Genomic DNA, 21,761 nt, shown 5'->3' with positions numbered 1-21,761 from the left:
CATTCTAATTCTTGGGCGAATAACAGCCAATTAGGGTAGAAAAGATTTAATTTAGAATGAATAATGCCAGCGGCCCGCTTCGGGGCGCTGTTCTAACCTGCATCTGCCTGCGCCGGAGCCTTTGCTCCGGCGCATTTTAGCATTAGAGAATTTAATCGGTGTGTTTTCCGCTTTTTATTTGTCCAGCTCCTAGGTGCTCGAGTCATAAGCCACTTTGGAACCGAAGGCAAAGAACGCCTTCAATTCCAAAGCGTCTTATGCTTGTCGCACCTTAACAGTCGCCTCCGCTTTTCTAATTGTCCAGCTCCAAAGCCTAGCCCTCGAGGTCTTAAGTCAAGCAGATCAAAAGGTTAAAGAGCCAACCTTTCGCTCTGCTCGCCTTAAGCTTGTCGGGGCTGAGCAAGGCTTTTCCGCTTTTCTATTTAACAAGCTGCGCCTTATAAGCAGGCTGGCAGTATACACAGATGTGGACATTGACGTCGGCAATGAGGATGTCGGCGGCATTGTATTCAATATCACAGAATGAGCAGGCAACCATTTTGTCTTCTTCGAATGCTTCAACAGTTTCAGGAATAGGGTCATTTACCTTGATAAGCTCTACCCAGATGCCTTTTGAAAGCGGAAGATTGGTCTTTAAATATTCATTGGCTGCCTCTTCTGTTTCCCAAAAGCCTAAGTCCCACAGCAGTTCATTTGCGCTTCCATCCTGTGTCATCAATCCATAAACTGTTTTCATTATCTTTCGTCTCCTCTCAGACGGAAATTAAGATCAATAGATTTCTTATCTCTTTTCCGCTTTTCTTAAGTATTAAACCATTTGCAGGAATTTCCAGATCGGGCAGGTCTATTTCATCCGGCAATAGAAATTAAGAATATATCTTGGCTGTAACCGATTTGTAACTGGGGCTGATTAGGATGAAGGCAGGAAGATTTGCAGCAAACAATTGATTTCAAGGGGGAGAAAGGATGAAAAAGAATACAGGGAAAATGGCATTGGGCTGCCTGATGTCGCTGATGGTGGTCTTTTCGAGTGCCTGCAGTTCAGAAGAATCGGGAGGCAGCGGGGATGAGAAGAGCGATCCGATCAAAATCGGTGTGCTGGCCTCGCAGACAGGCGGGCTTGAGTCATATGGGGAACAGACACTCCGCGGCTTTGAGCTGGGCCTGGAATATGCAACAGACGGTAAAAATGAAGTGGCTGGAAGGAAGATTGAATTCATTGTAGAGGATACTGAAACAAAGCCGGAAGTGGCCGTCCAAAAGGCGACAAAGCTGCTTGAGGAAGATGAAGTTGACTTCCTGGTCGGATCCTCCAGCTCAGGTGATACATTGGCTGTTCTTCCCCTCGCAGAAGAATATGAGAAAATCATGGTCGTCGAGCCGGCGGTAGCTGACAGCATCACAGGCTCAGAGTTCAATCCTTATATTTTCCGGACCGCGCGCAACTCTTCTCAGGATGCAGTCGCTGGTGCTGCAGCCATCGCTGGTGAAGGTGTAAAAATAGCGACGCTTGCTCCTGATTATTCTTTCGGGCGCGACGGTGTGGCTGCATTCCGGGATGCAGCGGTGAAGCTTGGCGCTGAAATTGTCCATGAAGAATACGCGGATCCTGCCGCAACCGACTTTACTGCAAACATCCAGAAAGTGATTGATTCCAAGCCGGATTATCTGTTTGTTATCTGGGCGGGGGCCAACTCACCCTGGAATCAGATCGCTGATATGAAGGTCCAGGATAAAGGCATCAAAATTTCCACAGGCGCACCGGATATTGCTGCCCTTGCGACAATGGAGCCATTGATCGGGATGGAAGGGTTCTCCGTCTACTATCACGATCTTCCGGATAACGAAATCAACAGCTGGCTGGTAGAGGAGCATAAAAAGCGGTTTGACGGGGATGTGCCGGATCTCTTCACTCCAGGAGGCATGAGCGCCGCGATCTCCATCGTTGAAGCACTGAAGAAAACGGACGGCAGTACAGATGCAGACACGCTCATTGAGACAATGGAAGGAATGAGCTTCGAGACGCCGAAGGGGAAGATGACATTCAGGGCAGAAGACCACCAGGCCCTTCAGGCATTGTACGCAATCAAGCTGGAGAAAAAGGATGGTGTCCCATACCCTGTACCGGTGCTTGTGAGGGAACTGTCACCTGAAGAGACAGCGCCTCCTGTACTGAACAAGTAAGTGAAAACCGGATTATAAAATGCAGTAATGGCAATGGACTCCGGCAGCAGGCCTGAGTCCATTGCTGCAAAGCGGATCCGGGGAGAGCCGGGCATTCTTTTGGAGTATGCCGCAGGCAGCTGAATATAAAGTGGAGGTGGGCATGTGGGTCCAATCATAGAAACAAAAGATTTATCAATAGCATTCGGAGGCCATAAAGCAGTGGATTCTGTCTCGCTTGCTGTCCCGGAAAATGAATTTTTATCAATTATCGGTCCAAATGGAGCCGGCAAAACGACGTTTTTCAACCTGCTGAGCGGTCAGCTCGCCCCTACAGGGGGATCTATCCATTTGCGAGGGGAAGACATCACAAAGCTTTCTCCTGTTGAAAGGACAAGAAGGGGAATCGGAAGAAGCTTTCAAATTACCAATGTATTTCCAAGTTTGACTGTGTTGGAGAATGTAAGGCTTGCAGTCCAGTCGCAGGCAGGCATCCGCTATCAGATGCTGCGCCATTTCAAAATGTACAAAGAGCTTGAAGAAAAAGCGTCTGAATGGCTGAAGCTGGTATTGCTTGATAAAAAACAGGATGCAGCCGCCGCCAATCTGGCGCACGGCGAGAAAAGGAAGCTCGAGATCGCTATGCTCCTCGCCCTGAATACCGAGGTTTTGCTTCTGGATGAGCCGACAGCAGGAATGTCGCTGGAAGAGGTTCCGGCCATCCTTGAAGTCATCAGGAAAATCAAGCAGGAGAGCGGGAGGACCATCATTCTGATTGAACACAAAATGGATATGATCCTTGATTTATCAGACAGCGTCATGGTCCTGTTCAATGGCTCGCTTCTGGCTAAGGGGACTCCTCGGGAAATCATGGAAAATGAAACGGTGCAATCCGCATATCTGGGAGGTTTTGAGCATGCAGGCTCAGCTTAAGCTGTCAGATGTCGAAACGTATATAGGCCAGTATCATATCCTGCAGGGAGTCTCGCTGGAAGTGGCAAAAGGGGATGTTACCGTGCTTCTGGGCCGCAACGGCGCAGGGAAGACCTCCACCCTCAGAACCATCATGGGGCACAATGTCCTGAGCAAAGGAAGCATAGAGTGGAAAGGGACAGAAATCGGCGGACTGCCTCCTTATGAGATTGCGAGAAAAGGGCTTGGCTATGTGCCGGAGGACCAGGGGATATTTGCGGGGCTGACAGTTGAGGAAAATATGAAGGTGGCCATGCGGAAAGAGACTCCTTCCGCTTTGGAAAAGCTGGATTGGACCCTGGACCTTTTCCCGGATTTAAAACGATTCTGGAAAAAGCCGGGCGGCCTTTTAAGCGGAGGACAGAAACAGATGCTTTCCATCGCACGGGCTTATGTGAATGATAATGATTTAATGCTGATTGATGAGCCGAGCAAAGGACTCGCACCGATCATGGTTGAAAAAGTAATGGATTCAATCATGCAAATGAAGGAAAAAACCACGATCGTCCTTGTGGAGCAGAACTTTATGATGGCGAGTACGGTTGGCGACCGCTTCTACATTATTGATGATGGAAGAACGGTAGGGGGCGGCCCGATGTCAGTGCTGAAGGAAGATGAATCTATGAGGAAAAAATATTTGGGCATTGCCTAGAAAGGAGAGTATAAGATGGAGGTGCTTATTAACCTTGCCATAAACGGGCTTGCGACCGGTATGCTGATTTTTTTGCTTGCGGCAGGGCTGACGCTCATATTCGGACTGATGGATGTCCTTAATTTTGCCCATGGCGGACTGTTTGCTTGGGGGGCCTACAGCGGGACATGGATATTTGCCCAGACAGGCAGTTTTGCTGCAGGGATCATCGGGGCAGTCGTGACCGGGCTCATACTGGGTTTTTTGACTGAACGGTGGATCATCAAGCCGGTATACGGGAATCATGTCCAGCAAATATTGATCACACTTGGCCTGATGCTTGTATTATCTGAGCTTCTTAAGGTTGTCTGGGGCCCCAATCAGCTGTCAGCTTCTCCGCCATCCTACCTGGCCGGAAGCTGGGAGCTTGGCGGAGTGATCATTATTAAATACAGGGTATTCATCATCATCGTCGGCCTGCTCGTTTTCCTCGGGGTGCAATATATCTTGCGCAACACAAAAATCGGACTCGTTGTACGGGCCGGTGTCATGGATAAAGAGATGGTCCAGTCCCTGGGGATCAATATTAAAAGAGTCTTTATGATTGTTTTCATGGCAGGATCGGGAATGGCCGCATTGGGCGGGGTGCTTTTAGGCCCGTATTCGGGTGTCATCCATGCGGAGATGGGGATGGAGTTTGCCATCCTTGCTTTCATCGTTGTTGTAATTGGAGGGATGGGCAGCTTCTCGGGATCCATTCTTGCTGCCATTCTGGTAGGGCTTGCCGGAGCCTTCATGTCCTATTATGTTCCATCCCTTTCCCTGGCCGTTAACATGCTGCTGATGGCTGCCGTGCTTATCTTCAGGCCGCAGGGGCTATTCAGATTGAAGGGGCGGGGAGTATGAAGCATACCATTGATAATAAAAAGGCCATGATCTACACCTTTATAGCAGCGGCATTGATGCTGCTTCCATTTGTATATGAATCAAGGACCATGCTGATCTTGTTTACACAGATCTTTATTTTTGCCATCTTTGCCATGAGCTACGATATCCTGCTTGGATATACAGGGATTGTTTCCTTCGGCCATGCCATGTTTTTCGGGATCGGGGCCTATACAGCAGGCGTGATGATGAAAAGAATGGAACCGACGATGGTGAACCTCCTATTGGCTGTGCTGCTGACAATTGTTCTGACCGCAGTCCTCAGTTATGCAGTCGGCCTTCTGACACTAAGGCTGAAAAGCCATTTTTATGCCATGCTGACCCTGGCATTTGCCGGCCTTTTCCTGGTTCTTGCCGAGAAGTGGAGAACCGTTACGTACGGAAACGACGGATTTACCTTCCGGGTCCCGGATCTATTAAAAGACCGGACAGACTTCTACTTCATCTGCCTGGCGGCTATGATTCTCGTTTTTATGATATTGTCGCGGTTCACCCATTCTCCGCTCGGAAGGGTGCTCCAGGCCATCCGTGAAAATGAACAGCGGACAGAGTCCCTTGGCTATAATGTGATTCAGTACAAAATTGCTGCGAGTGTTGCAGCCGGTGTTATAGCGGGGATTGCCGGGATGCTGTACAGCATATCCCTCCGCTTCGTCAACACGAGCGTATTTACGATGGATATCACTCTAGATGCCCTGCTGATGACGATTATAGGCGGGGTCGGAACATTGGCGGGGGCTATCATCGGGGCGGGGATTATTGAATTTGCCCACCACGGGCTGACAGAACTTGCAAAGGTCCATTGGATTTTTGAACGGTGGATCATCTTCTTTGGAATCATATATATACTGGCCGTGATGTTCTTTCCGAAAGGGATTCTCGGGACGCTCAAAGGGAAGCAATGGAAACGCACGGGAAAAGAAGCAGACAAAAAAGAAGAAAAGATTGCCGGCTAGGGGGGAGAAGATGGTTCATGGCCAGGTTGCCTCGTTCATTATCCGGATTTATCTGAGTGATCAGGAAGGAACACCAGGCAAAAGGAATTGGAGGATTAAGGTGACGCATGTGCAGGAAGACAGAGAAACATTCTTTGAAACGCTGGAAGAAGCCAATGATTATATGAAATTGGCAGCCGGGGCGATGGGGCCGGTGCAATAAGGAGGCGGAAAATCTGGATATCGGAATAGCGGCAACAGGCATTTATTTGCCGGAAACATATATAACAAGTGCAGAAATTGCCAAAAAAGCAGGAATCCCGCTTCATATTGTTGAAAATAAAATGGGTATCAAAAAGAAGCCGGTTCCAGGCGCAGAGGATCACACCTGCGAGATGGGAATCAGGGCTGCCCGCGAAGCAATCGGGAAAGCTGGAATTGATCCGCTGGAAATTGATCTGGTCATTTATATCGGCGAAGAATATAAAGAATATCCCTTATGGACAGCAGGCATTAAGCTTCAGCATGAAGTCGGGGCCTATAATGCCTATGCATTTGATATGGCCCTCCGCTGCGGGACCGCTATAATGGGGCTGAAGACAGCGAAGGATATGATGTCAGCAGATCCCGGCATATCGACAGTCCTGCTTGCCGGCGGCTACAGGAACGGGGACTTCATTAATTACGAAAATGAAAGGACCCGGTTTATGTTTAATCTGGGAGCAGGGGGCGGTGCGATCCTTTTGAAAAAAGGACTGTCCTCAAACAGGCTGCTGGAAAGCGCTATCATAACCGATGGATCTTTTTCAGAGGATGTTGCGGTAGTGGCCGGAGGGACTAAGAACCCCTTAACGGCAGAGGCGCTTGAAAACGGTCTTTACCAGCTTGATGTAATGGATCCGGCAGGGATGAAGCAAAGGCTGGAGCAGAAGTCCATGGAAAACTTCCTGAAGGTAATTAGGAAAGCGGTTGCAAAAAGCGGCTATGCAGAGGATGATATCCATTATCTCGCGATGCTCCATATGAAAAGGTCCGCCCACGATTTTGTCCTTCAGGAGCTTGGCCTTGGACAGGAGCAATCCATTTACCTGGAGGATTTTGGGCATATCGGCCAATTTGATCAAATATTGTCATTGGAGCTTGCTGAAAAAGAGGAAAGGCTGGCACCCGGGAAAATAGCTGTCCTTGTCAGTGCAGGCATCGGCTATGCCTGGGGAGCTTCTGTCATTAGATGGGGGGAAGATGGAAAGTGAGCAAGAATGAAGAACTGAAAAAGATTGTTTTGAGCAGCGGGGAAACCATCAGCTGGAGGGAAAGGGAAGGCGGCGGGCAGAAGCTGCTGCTCATCCATGGCAATATGACTTCCTCGAAGCATTGGGACCTTGTGTTTGAACATCTGGACCCGAAATATAAGCTGTATGCGATCGATCTTAGAGGGTTCGGCCAATCCAGTTATTTCGAGCCAATCCGTTCCATCAAAGACTTTTCGGATGATGTAAAGCTTTTTTGCGATGCCATTGGCCTCTCCGATTTTTCCGTTGCCGGCTGGTCGACGGGAGGTGCGGTTGCTATGCAGCTTGCTGCAGACAATCCCGGCCTATGCAATCGCCTGATTCTTTTGGCCTCAGCTTCCACAAGGGGATACCCGTTTTACGGGACGTCAGGGGATGCTGTGCCTGATTCATTAGCACGCCTGACCAGCCTGGAACAAATAAGGGCGGATAAGAGCAAGACAATTCCTGTGCAGTCGGCTTATGACAGAGGGGACAGGATGTTTCTAAGGGCGATGTGGGATGCCCTTATTTATGATAAAAATCAGCCGGAGCCTGCAAGATATGAAGAGTATCTGGATGATATGCTGACACAGCGGAATCTTGCTGAAGTCTATCATTCTCTTAATATTTTCAATATAGGTTCCGTCCCGAATGGTGAAGAACCCGGAACAGGGGACGCGGATAAAATTAAGGTGCCGGTGCTGGTCCTGAGAGGCGACCGTGATCAGGTAATAACAGCGGGGATGGCCCGGGAAATCCTTGAGGACATCGGAAGCAATGCACACTTTGCAGAATTGAAGGATTGCGGCCATTCCCCGCTTGTCGATGATATCGGGCAACTGACTGATGTGATGTCGGAATTTTTGGATAAAGAGCTGGAGGTATTAAAGTGAGACTAAAAGAGAAAACAGCCATTATTACCGGGGCGGCCAACGGTATTGGATTTGCCGCAGCCGAAAGATTTGCACGTGAAGGGGCCAATGTGGTCCTGGCCGATTTTGATGAGGAAATCGGCAGGGAAAGAGAAGGGGAGTTAAATAGAGAAGGACTTCATGCCAGGTTTATTCAGGTAGACGTATCAAAAAGGGAAAGCATTGACGAACTGGTCCGGCAGGTGCTTGAGGAGTATGAGAGAATCGACATTCTGATCAATAACGCAGGGATCACCCGTGACAGCATGCTGGCCAAAATGGCTGCCGAGGATTTCCAAAAAGTGATTGACGTCAACCTGACCGGTGTATTCCATTGCACCCAGGCTGTGATCCCAAGCATGATTGAACAGGGGAAAGGGAAGGTCATCAGCACTTCATCTGTATCAGGCGTTTATGGAAATATCGGCCAGACCAATTATGCTGCCGCAAAGGCCGGGGTTGTGGGCATGACAAAAACCTGGGCAAAGGAGCTGGGCCGAAAAGGGATCAACGTCAACGCCGTCGCCCCCGGCTTCATCCATACAGGAATGACAGCAAAGGTGCCTGAGAAGGTGATCGGGCAAATGAAACAGATGGTGCCGCTCGGTCGCCTGGGCAGCCCGGAGGATATTGCCAATGCCTATTTATTCCTTGCCTCTGATGAATCTGATTATATTAATGGAACCGTCCTGCATGTGGACGGCGGCATTATGATGTAAGAATAGTTTGACGGGAGGTAGAAAAATGAGGACTGTAGTTATCGTATCAGCTGCAAGGTCTCCGGTCGGAACCTTCGGAGGTGCATTCAAGGATCTCCTGCCAACCGACCTGGCTGTACCAGTCATAAAGGAAACTGTAAAAAGAAGCGGTTTGGAAAATCATGAAATCGATGAGGTGATCCTCGGTCATTGCATCCAGCGGACCGACCAGCCCAACACGGCCAGGACCGCAGCGCTGCTGGCAGGGCTTCCGGATGAGACCTCGGGATTCACTGTCCAAAGGCAGTGTGCATCCGGCATGCAGGCGGTCATTTCGGCAGCTCTGCAAATCCAGGCTGGCATATCTGATATCGTAGTGGCAGGCGGTGTGGAGGCTATGAGTTCAAGCCCTTACCTCCTGAAGGATCACCGCTGGGGAGCGAGGATGCAGCATGGTAAAATTACCGATTCTGTATGGGAAATTCTCGAGGATCCGATCCACCATATTATGATGGGTGAAACTGCTGAAAATCTGGCAGAGCTTCATGGGATAACAAGGGAAGAGCAGGATGAAATGGCACTGCTGAGCCATCAGCGCGCCCTGAACGCCATTGAAAAAGGTTATTTTGAAGAAGAAATTGTCCCTGTAACAGTCAAGCACAGGAAAGGGGAAACCGTTGTATCCCGGGATGAGAACCCTCGGCTTGACCTCACAGCAGCAAAGCTTGCCGGCCTAAAGCCTGTTTTCCGGGAAAATGGAACCGTGACGGCGGGGAATGCCTCCAGCCTGAATGATGGGGCAGCAGCACTGGTGCTGATGTCCGAAGAAACGGCAATGGCAAAAGGGCTTACGCCGCTAGCCCGGATTGCCGGATTTTCAGTATCAGGCGTCGACCCTAAAGTCATGGGAAGGGGACCTGTGCCGGCAGTCAGGAAAGGCTTGCAGCAGACTGGCTGGTCTCTGGAGGATGCAGACCTGATCGAAGTGAATGAAGCATTCGCAGCCCAATATCTCGCTGTTGAAAAGGAACTTGGCCTGGACAGGAGCAAGGTAAACGTCAACGGCAGCGGCATCAGCCTCGGACACCCGATCGGCTGCACAGGAGCAAGGCTCATCGTCAGCCTGGTGCATGAACTGAAAAGAAGAGAACTAAAAAAAGGCATCGCCTCCCTCTGCGTCGGCGGAGGCATGGGAGCCTCGGTTTTTATAGAAAGATAACAAGAGAGGCACGAGATGCCTCTCTTTCTATTTGCAGACAAAAGGGATGGGTGAAATTATCCTGTCTTTCTAAGGGGAACTTTATGCCCAAAAAGTATAGAAAACCCTGTTGATTGGAGTGGAAGGCACGCAGACTCCTGCGGGAAGATAGCGGCAATGCTGAGACCCCGCAGCGCGCAGCGTGAGGAGGCTCAGCGTCGCCCCGCGGAAAGCGAAGTGCCTGGAACGCAAATCAACAGCCCCCATTCAAAAAGATATTCATAAGCTAGTGAATAAATCCTTTTTCCCTGCATTTGCCCTAAGTCCAACTATTGCAAATTAAACTAGTAACCCCATCAGCTCCCCAGCAGTCACAACCTGCGCAAACTCCTTATTCAGCATCGCCAATTCAATCTCATGCACCTGCTCAGGAGAATAAACCGTGCCTCCAGTCCCTTTAGCCTCAAACGCGGCACAAGCATCGGAAACAAGATAGGTGGTGAAGCCCAGATTGCCCGCCATCCTTGCAGTGGTTGAGACGCAATGCTGCGTCGATAAGCCGGTTATACAGACATTCTGGATATTTTCGCCTCTTAAATAGGACTCCAGGCTTGTACCGATGAATGCAGAATTCACTTCTTTCTGAAAAACCTTCTCATCCGGCAGCGGGGCATTGGCATCTTTAAAGCTCACACCCTCTGGATTATCACGATATAAAGGAGAAGACGGCTGAACCGATAAATGCTGCGAGTAAATGATCTTCCAGCCTCTTTTTCTCCACTCATCCTGCAGCTGCCCGATGACTTGTTCTGCGGCGGGATTGTTTCTTTTCCCCCAATAAGGGTCGTCAAAGCCCTTTTGCACGTCCAGGACAAGCAGGGCTGGCGGAGAATCCATCTTTTTCAAAGGCGCACCTCTTTTCTCGGATTAATAACTCAGCTTTATTATTTCCGGAGTATGGAAAATCATCCAGGTGTAACTCTTCTGCAACTGATGTTATTTACACTCTCCATATCAAAGATGAAGGAGAGATTGCATTGTGGAGGGAAATCGACTGGCTGACCAATAGAGCGGGGCTGTCGCCCGGCTCCGTGGCAGTTATTGACGCTGAACAGGGGAAATCCTGGACATATAAAGAGTTGAACAGCAGGGCGGAGGCTTTGGCGGGCTGGCTGCTTGAAAGGGGAGCTGCAAAAGGTGACAGGATCGCGCTGCTTGCGCCTAATCATATAAGCTGTCTGGACTTTCTGTTTGCCTGCGGAAAAATCGGGGCTATTTTCGTGCCGGTCAACTGGAGGCTTGCGGCGGAAGAGATCCAGGCTATACTGGCAGACTGCACACCCGTAATTATAGGCTATCATTATTCATTCATTGAACTCGCATCACGCCTGCAGCTGCATCAATATGAGTCTGTCTGCCTGGATGAAACACCCTTCAGGATGCCTGGCCGCCCATTCATTCCTCCATGGCAGGTCGATGAGGAGGATCCCCTTGCCATGATTTATACGGGGGGGACGACCGGGAAGCCGAAGGGAGCTGTGCTTTCCCACCGGGCGATCTTGTGGAATGCCGTCAATACGGCAGTCAGCTGGGGGCTTACGAACCAGGATACGACCATCACTTATCTGCCGATGTTCCATACCGGGGGCATCAACGCCCTTACTCTGCCTTTGCTGTTGGCCGGAGGCAAAGTTGTGCTCGCCGGGAATTACAATCCGTCTGATGCAGCCCGTTATATCAGGGAATATCAGTGCACCATCATCCTGCTTGTGCCTACGATGTACCATATGCTGATAGATACAGATGAATTTAAGGAAGGCTCGTTTGAATCCATGAGGGTATTTCTTTCTGGAGGTGCTCCGTGTCCGCTTTCGATTTATGAAGAATTCAGGAGGAAAGGATTGCACTTCAAAGAGGGCTACGGCATGACGGAAGCCGGGCCGAATAATTTTTATATCTCCCCGCAGGAAGCTGTGCTGAAAAAAGGATCCATCGGAAGGCCGATGCTGTTCAACACAGTCAAGGTCTTGGCAGAAACAGGCGTCGAGGCAGGAAGTGGAGAAGTTGGAGAGGTTTTGATAAAGGGGCGCCATGTCTTTTCCTGCTACTGGAATAATGAAGAGGCCACAAAGGACGCAGTAAGAGATGGCTGGCTCTATACCGGTGACCTCGCAAAAGTCGATGATGAAGGATTTTTCTATATAGTCGGACGGAAGAAGGATATGATCATCACCGGGGGGGAAAATGTATATCCGCTCGAAGTGGAGCAGTGGCTGGGCTCCTGCCCGCAAGTGGATGAAGTATCTGTCATTGGGATCGATGACCGGAAATGGGGGGAAGCAGTAACGGCATTCATTGTGCTGAAGGAAGCAGCTGCCATGACCAAAGATGAGATAAAGGGTTATTGCAGGCAAAAGCTCGCTGCTTATAAAGTACCTAAATTCATTTATTTTCTTGATAAACTTCCAAAGACCCATGTGGGAAAGATCGACAAAAAGCAGCTGAAAATGACTGCGGCAGAAATGGCAGCTGCTAAAGAAGGATAATTCGGCATCCCTATCGAATAAAAGGGTACTCCCGGCGGCTGAAAGCCTGCTGGAAATAACTGGGGAGATCCTTATGATTACAGAGAAAATGCTGGAAGGCGAAAATATCAGACTAGGCTATTTTGCGGAAAAAGATCTGGAAAACATATTGGAGTGGCATACAGGAGAGCTTTTTATGCGCCATCTTGATGCGGTGCCTGTAAAGCCGCGAACGAAGGATGACCTGAAAAAGCAATGGCTGGAGGAAACCAGTGATGCGTTCCGATTTGCTGTCATCCATAAAAACACTGAAAAGGTAATCGGGTTTGCTGAGGTTAATGGTGTGCTTTGGACGCATAAGACTGCCTGGGTCAGCCTGGGCATCGGCAGCGAAGAGCACTGGGGGAAAGGATATGGAAGAGAAGCGCTTCAATGCCTGATTGACTATAGCTTCAATGAACTGAATCTCCATCGCCTTCAGCTTACCGTGTTTTCCTATAACAGCCGGGCCATCAGGCTGTATGAAAAATTCGGCTTTAAAAAAGAAGGAGCCTTCCGTGAGTTTATGGAACGAAACGGGCAAAGATATGATATGTTCCTCTATGGACTCCTCCGCAGAGAATGGCAGAAAAGTCCGGAATGACAGATTCCGGGCTTTTTGTGCTGACAAGATAATTGCGGCGGGCAGGAATGACCGGCAGGGCGATTATATCGGTCACTCTTGGACAGAAGCAAGAGGGGTTGCTTTGCCCCTTCCCCCTACAAATCCCTCCCCGCCTTCTCAAGCCTATGAACAATTACCAAATCAACTGCAAAACAGCATAGCAGAAGAATGAGCACCCCGGCAAAAGGCAGGATGGCGGCAGCTGGCGAGGCAAGGCTCGCCCCGGTTAAGAGAACGAAAGAGTAGAGTGATAAAGCTTTGGCGCGCCGCTCTCCGCCCAATGATCCAATCAATGTGATGATCGAAGGAATCAAGAGAGAGATCGAGGCGACGAAAGAGACTGATAGAATAACAAGCATTTCCGCCCCTGTGAGAAGAAGGCACATGCTCAGGATCCCAAGCCAAAGGCCGGTTATTAGTGTGCGGTAAACCCCGAATGTTTCAATTAATCTGCCGGTGAAAAGGGATAAAATGGCGCCTGCCATGCCTGCCGCCCTAAGAAGGAACAGTTCCTGGAAGGTGCCGCTGAATACCCGTGCAAGACTGTCATAGAAAGCTGCAAACGAAAACAGCAGAGTAAAAGCAATCACATAGCATGACAGAAGCCTGGTATTTTTCAGCAGGACCGCAAAGGATGAAAAGACGCTTTCCCGGACTGCAGGCTTTCCTGTCGCAGGCAGCAAAATCCAGGCCAAAATGAATAGCGCGAGATAGCATACAGAAAAAAATAAAAAGACAGATTGCCAGCCATAATGCAGGGTAAGGACAGAGCTGATCAGCTGGCCGAGTATGCCTGCAAGGAGAAAGCCCGTATTGATGAGCACAAGCAGAAGCGTTCTCCCGCGGCCCGAAAATAAGTCGAAAGAATAGGCAAAAGCCACAGGTGCAAAACTTCCGAGAACAAATCCCTGAAGTGACCGGAGGAAGTAAAGGCTGACTTCACTGCCGGAAAGTCCGACCGCAAAGGTGGCAAGCGCAGAAGCGAGCATCCCAAAGACAATGACCTTCTTTCTGCCTGCCCTGTCTGACAGGGGGCCGAATGTTAAAAGGCCGATGGCATAAAAGATGGAAAAAAGGCTTCCGGCTGTGATGATTGCTCCTTCATCTGCATGGAGAGAGGCGGCCATTTCACCGTATATGGGAATGAGGGTATAAATATTCGAAGCAACCAGTATCCCGGAAATGACAAGCAGGGCTCCGGAGACGGACAAACCTGGTTTCATAGCGTGAGTTATCCCTCCTTTTTTGAAATTTTTGGGGCTTGAAGATTCTTATGCTTACGCTACAGCCTGCGTTTCTTTATGAATTTGTCTCTTTTGTTTTTATCAATATATGCACGCGGGGATGTGCTGGAAAGTTGTTCCCATCCAGGTGTATCCCATTGGCAACAGTGACGGAAAAATAGTATAATAATAGATAAATAAGGGCAGCCGCTTCCATGCTGTCTGGTATAAAAATAGAGTTGTTATTTCCAAAGGCGCAGAACAAGCTGCGCCTTTTTCGCACTTAAATAGCAGAATGAAGGGTATCCGAAAAGCCTTCACGGCCGGACGGAATCTGGAAGATGGATAATAGGGGAGGACCACGGATGTCTGTACGTTTTATATTAGGCCGGAGCGGCAGCGGCAAGACTTCGCTCTGCCTTGAAGAAATCAGGGAGAAAATGAAAATCGAGCCGAATGGCCATCCAGTTGTTTATCTGGTGCCTGAGCAGATGACATTTCTTTCGGAATATAAGCTCATCACAACCCCGGGGCTTGGCGGGATGATCCGTACACAGGTCTTGTCATTTACAAGGCTTGCCTGGAAGGTGCTGCAGGAAACAGGCGGGATCAGCCGCTATCATTTGAACAGCACCGGCGTTAATATGCTCATCAGAAAAATAATTGAAGATAAAAAAGATGAACTGAAAATCTTTCAGCGGGCGGCAGGCAAGAACGGCTTTATCGGCCAAATGGAGCAGATGCTGACAGAATTCAAACGGTACTGCATTGAGCCGGGAGCTCTTGCAGGGAAACGGGAAGAACTTGAATCCCGAAGGGGCAGCAGGGGGCTTCAGGACAAGCTGCATGATATGGAATTGATCTATAAGCAGTTCGAAGAAGGCCTTCTTGGCAAGTACGTAGATTCTGAAGACTATTTCCGCCTTCTTACTGAAAAAGCAGGGATGTCGGAGTATCTGAAAAATGCCGAGGTGTATATCGACGGCTTTTACAGCTATACGCCCCAGGAATATATGATCATCCAGCAGCTTATCAGAGTCTGCAAAAGAGTGACGGTGACATTTACGCTTGACAGGCCATATAAAACAGCAGTCCCGGAAGATCTTCATCTTTTCAGGATGTCGGCAGAATCATACCAGTCGGTCTATGAGATTGCGGGGATGGCCGGGGCCGAGATGGAACAGGAAGTGCTTCTCAATGGTCAGCAGCGCTGGGACAATGACTCGCTCCGCCATATGGAAAGAGCCTTCAGCAGCAGGCCTGCCGAGCCTTTTGCAGAAAAAGCAAACGTCCATATTGCACAGGCAGTGAACAGGAGAGCAGAAATAGAAGGTGCGGCCAGAGAGATTAAGAGACTGGCAGCAGAAGAGGGATACCGATTTAAAGACATTGCCCTTTTAATGAGGAATGGATCAGTTTACCATGACATCATTGAAACCATCTTTGATGATTACGGGATTCCGTTTTTTATCGATCAAAAGCGGACGATGATGAACCATCCGCTTATTGAGCTTATCCGCTCATCACTTGAGGTCATTACCGGCTACTGGAGGTATGAGCCTGTTTTTCGCGCAGTCAAAACCGAACTGCTGTTTCCGTCCCGGGCGGATCTTGGCGTGATCAGGGAAAAAATGGACAAGCTTGAAAACTATGTTCTGGCATATGGTGTCCAGGGCGAGAAGTGGACAAAAAAGGACCGCTGGAATTACCGCCGCATCAGGGGGCTTGAATTTGAGCAGATCGTCCAGACCGACTTGGAAAAAGAGCGGGAAGAAGAGCTGAATCAAATGAGGGATCTCATCGCTGCACCGATACTCCGGCTCTCCAGGAGGCTTAAGAAGGCCGACAGCGGAAGAAGGCTGTGCGAGGCTGTCTATCTTTATTTGGAGGAATTGGATATACCGACGAAGCTGGAGCGCTGGAAGCTGGAAGAGGAAGATAAGGGGAATCTTGTAAAGGCGAGGGAACATGATCAGGCCTGGAATGCTGTCATGGAGCTTCTGGACCAGTTTGTAGAAATGCTCGGGGATGAGAAGATCAGCATGAAGCAGTTTGCCTCAATCCTTGATTCAGGAATGGAATCTCTCCGCTTCTCTCTTGTTCCGCCGGCTATGGACCAGGTGCTCGCAGCAGACCTGGACAAATCTCGTTTGTCGGATATAAAGGCAGCGTTTGTCATCGGGCTGAATGAGGGTGTCCTGCCTGGCAAGTTCACTGAGGAAGGAGTGCTTGCTGATGCTGACCGGGAGAAGCTTCTGCAGTCAGGGCTTAAAATTGCCCATGGCAGCAAGGTCAGGCTCCTGGATGAGGATTTTCTGGCTTATCGCGCCTTTTCCACACCTTCCTCCCATCTGTACATCAGCTATCCGCTCGCCAATGAAGAGGGCAAGGCACTGATGCCGTCGCCTTATATCAGCCGGGCAAACGAACTGTTCCCGGAGGCGGGGCAGGTGATGTGGATGGCCGATCCGTTCGAACTTCCTGAGGAGGAGCAGCTATTATTCGCCATGAACGAGGATACGAGTCTTTCTTATCTGGCTTCCCAGCTCCAGATGAATAAAAGAGGCTATAAAATCAGCGGAATCTGGTGGGATGTCTACAATTATTATCATGCCCATCCAAGGCTCGGGGACACGGCCAGAAAAGTACTTTCCAGCCTGCATTACGAAAACAGAACGGCCAGGCTTTCGGAAGAGGCTGCCAAGGAGCTTTACGGGGAAACGATCCAGGCAAGTGTATCAAGGATGGAGCTTTTCCACAGCTGCCCATTTTCACATTTTGCCCAGCATGGCCTGAAGCTCCGGGACAGGAAGGTCTTCCGCCTGGAAGCGCCGGATATCGGAGATCTGTTCCATGCTGCGTTGAAATTCATAGCTGAGACCGTCATGGATAAAAGGATGTCCTGGTCTGACATGACAAGGCAGGAATGCGAGAAGCTTGCCAAAGAAGCGGTGGAGATGCTTGCGCCAAAGCTTCAGAATGAGATACTGCTGAGCTCGAACCGCCACTTTTATATCAAGCGTAAGCTCGAAAATATCATCAGCAGGGCTTCGTATATACTGAGCGAGCACAGCAGGGCAAGCGGGTTCTCCCCAGTCGGCCTTGAGCTCGGCTTTGGCCCTAAGGATAAACTTCCGCCTCTGTCCTTTAAGTTGAGGAATGGGACGAACATGGAGCTGGTCGGCCGGATTGACCGGGTTGATAAAGCGGAAAATGAAAATGGCGTATACCTTCGGGTGATCGATTATAAATCCAGCGCAAGGGATCTGAATATCAGTGAAGTCTACTATGGGCTTGCTCTGCAGATGCTTACCTACCTGGACATCATCATCACCCACTCAGGGGATATAGCAGGGAAAAAGGCCGATCCTGCAGGAGTCATGTACTTCCATGTCCATAATCCGATTGTGAACTCTCCGAAGCTTCTCACACTCGATGAGATTGAAGAGGAGATCTTTAAGAAGTTCAAAATGAACGGCCTTCTTCTCGGCGATGAAAATGTATTAAGGCTCATGGACCAGACACTTGATTCCGGCGACTCCTCGATTATATCGGCTGGATTTAAAAAGGACGGCACCATCACGAAAAGGTCGAAGGTCGCCACAAGGGACGACTTCGAGAGCCTTCGGAAATTTGTCCGGGGAACCTACACAAAAACCGGGGACGCGATCATCAGCGGATCAGCAGATATTTCCCCTTATAAAATGAAGGACAAGGTGCCTTGTACATTCTGTTCGTTCAAGTCAGTCTGCCAGTTTGATGAATCGGTTGAATCGAATGAGTACAGGGTGCTTTCCCCTAAGTCAAATGAAGAACTGATGGATAAGATACGAAAGGAGGCGGGAGAGAATGGCTAAAGCTATTATTCCTCCAAAGCCGGAGGGGGCAGCCTGGACAGATGACCAGTGGAAGGCAATCATGGCTTCGGGCCAGGATATCCTTGTGGCAGCAGCTGCAGGCTCCGGAAAAACGGCAGTGCTGGTTGAAAGGATCATCAATAAGATCGTATCCAGGGAAGAGCCGGTCAATGTGGATGAGCTCCTCGTCGTGACCTTTACGAATGCGTCTGCCGCAGAGATGAGGCACAGGATCGGGGAGGCACTTGAGAAAGCGATAAACAGGGATCCGCAGTATGCGCATTTGCGCAAGCAGCTCAGCCTGCTGAGCAGGGCTTCGATTTCCACTCTTCATTCATTCTGCCTTGAAGTGATCCGGAAATATTATTATCTGATCGATATCGATCCCGGCTTCCGCATTGCCGATGAGACAGAGGGGCAGCTCCTCAGGGATGAAGTCCTTGAAGAACTGTTCGAAGAAGAATACGGCAAGGAAAACAATGAAGACTTTTACCGGCTGGTCGATGCTTTCACGAGCGACAGGAGTGACACAGCCCTCCAGGATATCATCAGGGAACTGTACGATTTTGCCCGGTCCAATCCGGCACCAGATCAATATCTCGATAAAATCTCTGACATGTACGAAGTCAGCAGTGATGCAAAACTGGAAGAGCTTCCGTTCATGTCAAGCGTCCTGTTTGATATCGGACTGCAGCTTGAGGGAGCAAGGCAGCTGCTGGAAAATGCGCTTGAGCTTGCCAAAACGCCTGGCGGGCCTGCTCCAAGGGCAGAGAATTATATGGACGATATCAGGGCAGTTGAGACCTTGATTGCCGCAAACAATGATTCCTGGTCCAGTTTAAATGAAGCCATGCAGCTTTGGAGCTTTGGCCGTGCGAAAAATTGCAAAGGCGATGAATATGATCCCGATCTGGTCAAGCAGGCCCAAAAGTATAGAGATAAGGCAAAGAAAATGATCCAGGATCTGCAGGCGGAATTCTTTTCGCGCAGGCCGGAAAGCTTCATCCGGGATATTGGGGAGATGAAGCCGCATATCGATGTACTCGTCCGGCTCGTCCGGTCCTTTTCAGAGAAATTCAACAGTGTGAAAAGTGAGAAGGGACTTGTTGACTTTGCTGATCTGGAGCATTTTTGCCTGGAAATCCTTTCTGATCCTTCTGCAAGGAAGGAGGGAGCCATCCTGCCTTCAGAGCCAGCTCTTACTTACCGGGACCATTTCAGGGAAGTGCTTGTTGATGAATACCAGGACACCAACATGGTCCAGGAAGCAATCCTGCAGCTCGTGACGAAGGAGGGGGAAGAGACTGGCAATCTGTTTATGGTTGGAGACGTGAAGCAATCCATTTACCGGTTCAGGCTGGCAGAACCCAATCTGTTCCTCGGCAAATATACTCGCTTTACTGTGGACGGAGAGAAAACAGGATTAAAGATCGACCTTGCAAGAAACTTTCGCAGCAGAAAGGAAGTGCTTGACGGGACCAACTTCCTTTTCAAACAGGTGATGGGAAAAAAAGTAGGGGAAATCGATTATGACCAGGCTGCCGAGCTTGTAAAGGGAGCTTCGTATCCTGAAGACCTTCCGTATCCTGTTGAGCTTCATCTGATCGACCTGGACGGACAGGAGAAGGCCGAAAGCGGGGAAGCAGATGAAACGGATGCAGGGTATGACCTTGAGGATCTCGAGCAATCACAGCATGAAGCAAGGCTGATGGCTGAGAAAATCAAAGAAATGCTGTCATCCGGGAAAAAAGTGTATGAACCGAAATCGGGAGCATATCGTCCTTTAATGTACCGCGATATTGTCATCCTTCTAAGGTCGATGACATGGGCTCCGCAGATTATGGAGGAATTCAAAAAGCAGGGAATTCCGATTTATGCAAATCTGTCTTCAGGCTATTTTGAAGCTACCGAGATCGCCATTATGATGAGCCTTTTAAAAGTGATAGACAATCCGCATCAGGATATCCCGCTTGCCTCTGTTTTGCGGTCTCCGATAGTCGGCCTTAACGAAGAAGAGCTTGCCCAGATCCGCATCGCCGATAAAAAGGGTTCCTACTATGAAGCGATGAAGGCATTCTGTGAAACAAAGAAAAGCGGGGATCTGTATGATAAAGTAAAGCCGTTTTTCCTGGATATTGCGGAATGGAGATCGATGGCGAGGAAAGGCGGTCTTTCTGAATTGATCTGGCAGCTGTACCGGGACACGCATTTCTATGACTTTGCCGGAGGGATGCCCGGCGGCAAGCAAAGACAGGCTAATCTCCGGGCACTGTATGACCGGGCACGCCAATATGAGGAAACTTCCTTCAGGGGCCTTTTCCGCTTCCTGCGTTTCATTGAACGGATGAGGGAACGGGGCGATGACCTTGGTGCAGCGCGCGCACTCGGCGAACAGGAGGATGTGGTGAGGATGATGACCATCCACAGCAGCAAGGGGCTTGAATTTCCTGTCGTCTTTGCTGCAGGCCTGGCAAGGCAGTTCAATACGATGGATTTGAAAAAAACCTATCTGCTTGATAAGGAATACGGATTTGCGGCCAAATATGTGAATCCGGAGAAGCGGATTTCCTATCCATCCCTGCCACAGCTTGCTTTTAAAAGGAAAAAGAAGATGGAAATGCTGGCAGAGGAAATGCGCGTTCTGTATGTAGCACTGACTCGTGCCAAAGAACATCTTTTTCTTGTGGCAAGCGTGAAAAATGCGGACAAAAAACTGGCCGGCTGGCAGCAGGGTGCCAAAAAAGACAGCTGGCTGCTGGATGAATATGACCGGGCGGCTGCTTCCAGCTATCTTGATTGGATCGGCCCCGCACTTATCCGCCACCGGGACGGGGAGCCACTGAGAAGCGGGCAGGAGGATGCCGCAGCAGGAAGCCAGGGAGAAATCGCTTTACATCCTTCATCCTGGAGCGTTGAGGTCAGGCAGGCAGCCGTCACTCCTGCTCAGGAGGAGGACAGTGATGAAGCCGGGGAGCAGTGGATTGACAGCGTATATGAAGGCAAACCGGTCCCGGCTGAGTCCCCTTTTAAAGAAAAAATAAAGAATTCACTTTCCTGGCAGTACAGCTACCCTTCCGCAGCTTCCCATAAGTCAAAGCAATCTGTCTCAGAAATGAAGCGGCAGAGTGAAGTGAAGGATGAAGAGAGCGGCAGCGATCTCGTCAGGAATCTGAAAAAGCCGATCCTGAACCGGCCAAGGTTCATGCAGGAGAAATCAATGACACCTGCCGAAAGGGGCACGGCGATGCATATGGTCATGCAGCATGCAGACCTTTCCAATCCGGTGACAGAAGAGTCCATTGAGAGACAGCTGGCGGAGATGAAAGATCGGGAGCTTCTCACGGATGAGCAAGTCCAGGTGATAGACCCGGCCCTCATCGCGGGATTCTTCCAATCGCCTCTTGGCCAGAGGATGAGAAAGGCAGCAAGGATCCAGCGGGAGGTTCCTTTCAACCTGGCATTGCCGGCAAGAACCGCCTACCCGGACTGGAAGGGCACAGAAGAACCGGTGCTTGTCCAGGGGATCATTGACTGCATTTTCGAGGATGAGCACGGTACAGTCCTGCTTGATTATAAGTCTGACAGCATCCATGGGCGCTACACGGGCGGATTTGAGGAGGCAATGCCGGTCCTCAAAAGACGGTATGATGTTCAGATAAGCCTGTATGCAAAAGCTTATGAGGCTATTACTAAGGACCCTGTTGATGAAAGGTATCTATTCTTTTTTGACGGAGGCCATATTTTAAAGCTGGAATAGAGATAATA

General features: G+C 49.7%; 17 protein-coding genes. 14 read left to right on the top strand and 3 right to left on the bottom strand.

Annotation, left to right across the window (positions count from 1 at the left end):
* Positions 1-418 precede the first annotated feature (418 nt).
* A complete protein-coding gene (locus CYJ37_RS18115; protein ID WP_009793998.1) occupies positions 419-736 on the bottom strand; it encodes a hypothetical protein in 318 nt (105 codons plus the stop codon).
* A gap of 230 nt (positions 737-966) precedes the next feature.
* Here CYJ37_RS18115 and CYJ37_RS18110 point away from each other — a divergent pair, with 230 nt between their 5' ends.
* The 10 genes from CYJ37_RS18110 (at position 967) to CYJ37_RS18065 (ending at position 9,748) form a co-directional block, all read left to right on the top strand.
* Positions 967-2,184: a substrate-binding domain-containing protein gene (locus CYJ37_RS18110; RefSeq protein WP_101550928.1), complete on the top strand. Its 1,218-nt coding sequence runs from the start codon at positions 967-969 to the stop codon at positions 2,182-2,184.
* 144 nt (positions 2,185-2,328) lie between these two features.
* On the top strand, positions 2,329-3,096 hold the full coding sequence (locus CYJ37_RS18105; protein WP_094768286.1) for an ABC transporter ATP-binding protein: 768 nt from the start codon (positions 2,329-2,331) through the stop codon (positions 3,094-3,096).
* Positions 3,080-3,787, top strand: coding sequence for an ABC transporter ATP-binding protein (locus tag CYJ37_RS18100; protein ID WP_009794002.1), 708 nt, complete (start codon positions 3,080-3,082; stop codon positions 3,785-3,787). Before CYJ37_RS18105 ends, CYJ37_RS18100 begins: the two co-directional genes overlap by 17 nt.
* Positions 3,788-3,802: 15 nt before the next feature.
* The gene (locus CYJ37_RS18095; RefSeq protein WP_009794003.1) at positions 3,803-4,672 is read left to right on the top strand and encodes a branched-chain amino acid ABC transporter permease; all 870 of its coding nucleotides are present in this window, start codon (positions 3,803-3,805) and stop codon (positions 4,670-4,672) included.
* The gene (locus CYJ37_RS18090; RefSeq protein WP_009794004.1) at positions 4,669-5,667 is read left to right on the top strand and encodes a branched-chain amino acid ABC transporter permease; all 999 of its coding nucleotides are present in this window, start codon (positions 4,669-4,671) and stop codon (positions 5,665-5,667) included. Before CYJ37_RS18095 ends, CYJ37_RS18090 begins: the two co-directional genes overlap by 4 nt.
* Before the next feature lie 10 nt (positions 5,668-5,677).
* Positions 5,678-5,869 carry a hypothetical protein gene (locus tag CYJ37_RS18085; protein ID WP_009794005.1) on the top strand — a complete coding sequence of 64 codons (192 nt, stop codon included), beginning with the start codon at positions 5,678-5,680 and terminating at the stop codon, positions 5,867-5,869.
* A 13-nt stretch (positions 5,870-5,882) separates the two neighbouring features.
* Complete coding sequence (locus CYJ37_RS18080; protein WP_101550926.1) at positions 5,883-6,899, top strand: 3-oxoacyl-ACP synthase; 1,017 nt, start codon at positions 5,883-5,885, stop codon at positions 6,897-6,899.
* On the top strand, positions 6,878-7,813 hold the full coding sequence (gene phaZ, locus CYJ37_RS18075) for an intracellular short-chain-length polyhydroxyalkanoate depolymerase (RefSeq protein WP_009794007.1): 936 nt from the start codon (positions 6,878-6,880) through the stop codon (positions 7,811-7,813). Before CYJ37_RS18080 ends, phaZ begins: the two co-directional genes overlap by 22 nt.
* Positions 7,810-8,550, top strand: coding sequence for a 3-oxoacyl-ACP reductase FabG (gene fabG / locus CYJ37_RS18070; protein WP_101550924.1), 741 nt, complete (start codon positions 7,810-7,812; stop codon positions 8,548-8,550). Before phaZ ends, fabG begins: the two co-directional genes overlap by 4 nt.
* Before the next feature lie 25 nt (positions 8,551-8,575).
* The gene (locus CYJ37_RS18065) at positions 8,576-9,748 is read left to right on the top strand and encodes a thiolase family protein (protein WP_101550922.1); all 1,173 of its coding nucleotides are present in this window, start codon (positions 8,576-8,578) and stop codon (positions 9,746-9,748) included.
* 318 nt (positions 9,749-10,066) lie between these two features.
* On the opposite strand, the gene CYJ37_RS18060 is transcribed toward CYJ37_RS18065, so the two are convergent.
* Positions 10,067-10,624 carry a cysteine hydrolase family protein gene (locus tag CYJ37_RS18060; protein WP_101551149.1) on the bottom strand — a complete coding sequence of 186 codons (558 nt, stop codon included), beginning with the start codon at positions 10,622-10,624 and terminating at the stop codon, positions 10,067-10,069.
* 140 nt (positions 10,625-10,764) lie between these two features.
* On the opposite strand from CYJ37_RS18060, the gene CYJ37_RS18055 reads away from it, so the two are divergent.
* Both CYJ37_RS18055 and CYJ37_RS18050 read left to right on the top strand, forming a co-directional pair.
* On the top strand, positions 10,765-12,273 hold the full coding sequence (locus CYJ37_RS18055; RefSeq protein ID WP_101550920.1) for a class I adenylate-forming enzyme family protein: 1,509 nt from the start codon (positions 10,765-10,767) through the stop codon (positions 12,271-12,273).
* 73 nt (positions 12,274-12,346) lie between these two features.
* On the top strand, positions 12,347-12,895 hold the full coding sequence (locus CYJ37_RS18050) for a GNAT family N-acetyltransferase (RefSeq protein WP_094768280.1): 549 nt from the start codon (positions 12,347-12,349) through the stop codon (positions 12,893-12,895).
* Between the two features lie 116 nt (positions 12,896-13,011).
* Here CYJ37_RS18050 and CYJ37_RS18045 read toward each other — a convergent pair whose 3' ends face one another.
* A complete protein-coding gene (locus CYJ37_RS18045) occupies positions 13,012-14,139 on the bottom strand; it encodes an MFS transporter (protein WP_101550918.1) in 1,128 nt (375 codons plus the stop codon).
* Positions 14,140-14,504: 365 nt separating this feature from the next.
* Between CYJ37_RS18045 and addB the strand changes: the two genes are divergently transcribed.
* The gene (gene addB, locus CYJ37_RS18040; RefSeq protein WP_101550916.1) at positions 14,505-17,996 is read left to right on the top strand and encodes a helicase-exonuclease AddAB subunit AddB; all 3,492 of its coding nucleotides are present in this window, start codon (positions 14,505-14,507) and stop codon (positions 17,994-17,996) included.
* Entirely contained in the window at positions 17,989-21,753 is a 3,765-nt protein-coding gene (gene addA / locus CYJ37_RS18035; protein ID WP_101550914.1) for a helicase-exonuclease AddAB subunit AddA, read from the top strand. The genes addB and addA overlap by 8 nt, the downstream gene beginning before the upstream one ends.
* Positions 21,754-21,761: the final 8 nt, after the last annotated feature.

It is taken from the genome of Bacillus sp. UMB0728, assembly GCF_002858875.1.
In the GTDB taxonomy this organism is placed as follows: domain Bacteria; phylum Bacillota; class Bacilli; order Bacillales; family Cytobacillaceae; genus Bacillus_AB; species Bacillus_AB infantis.
This window is presented reverse-complemented; position numbering and strand designations above follow the sequence as displayed.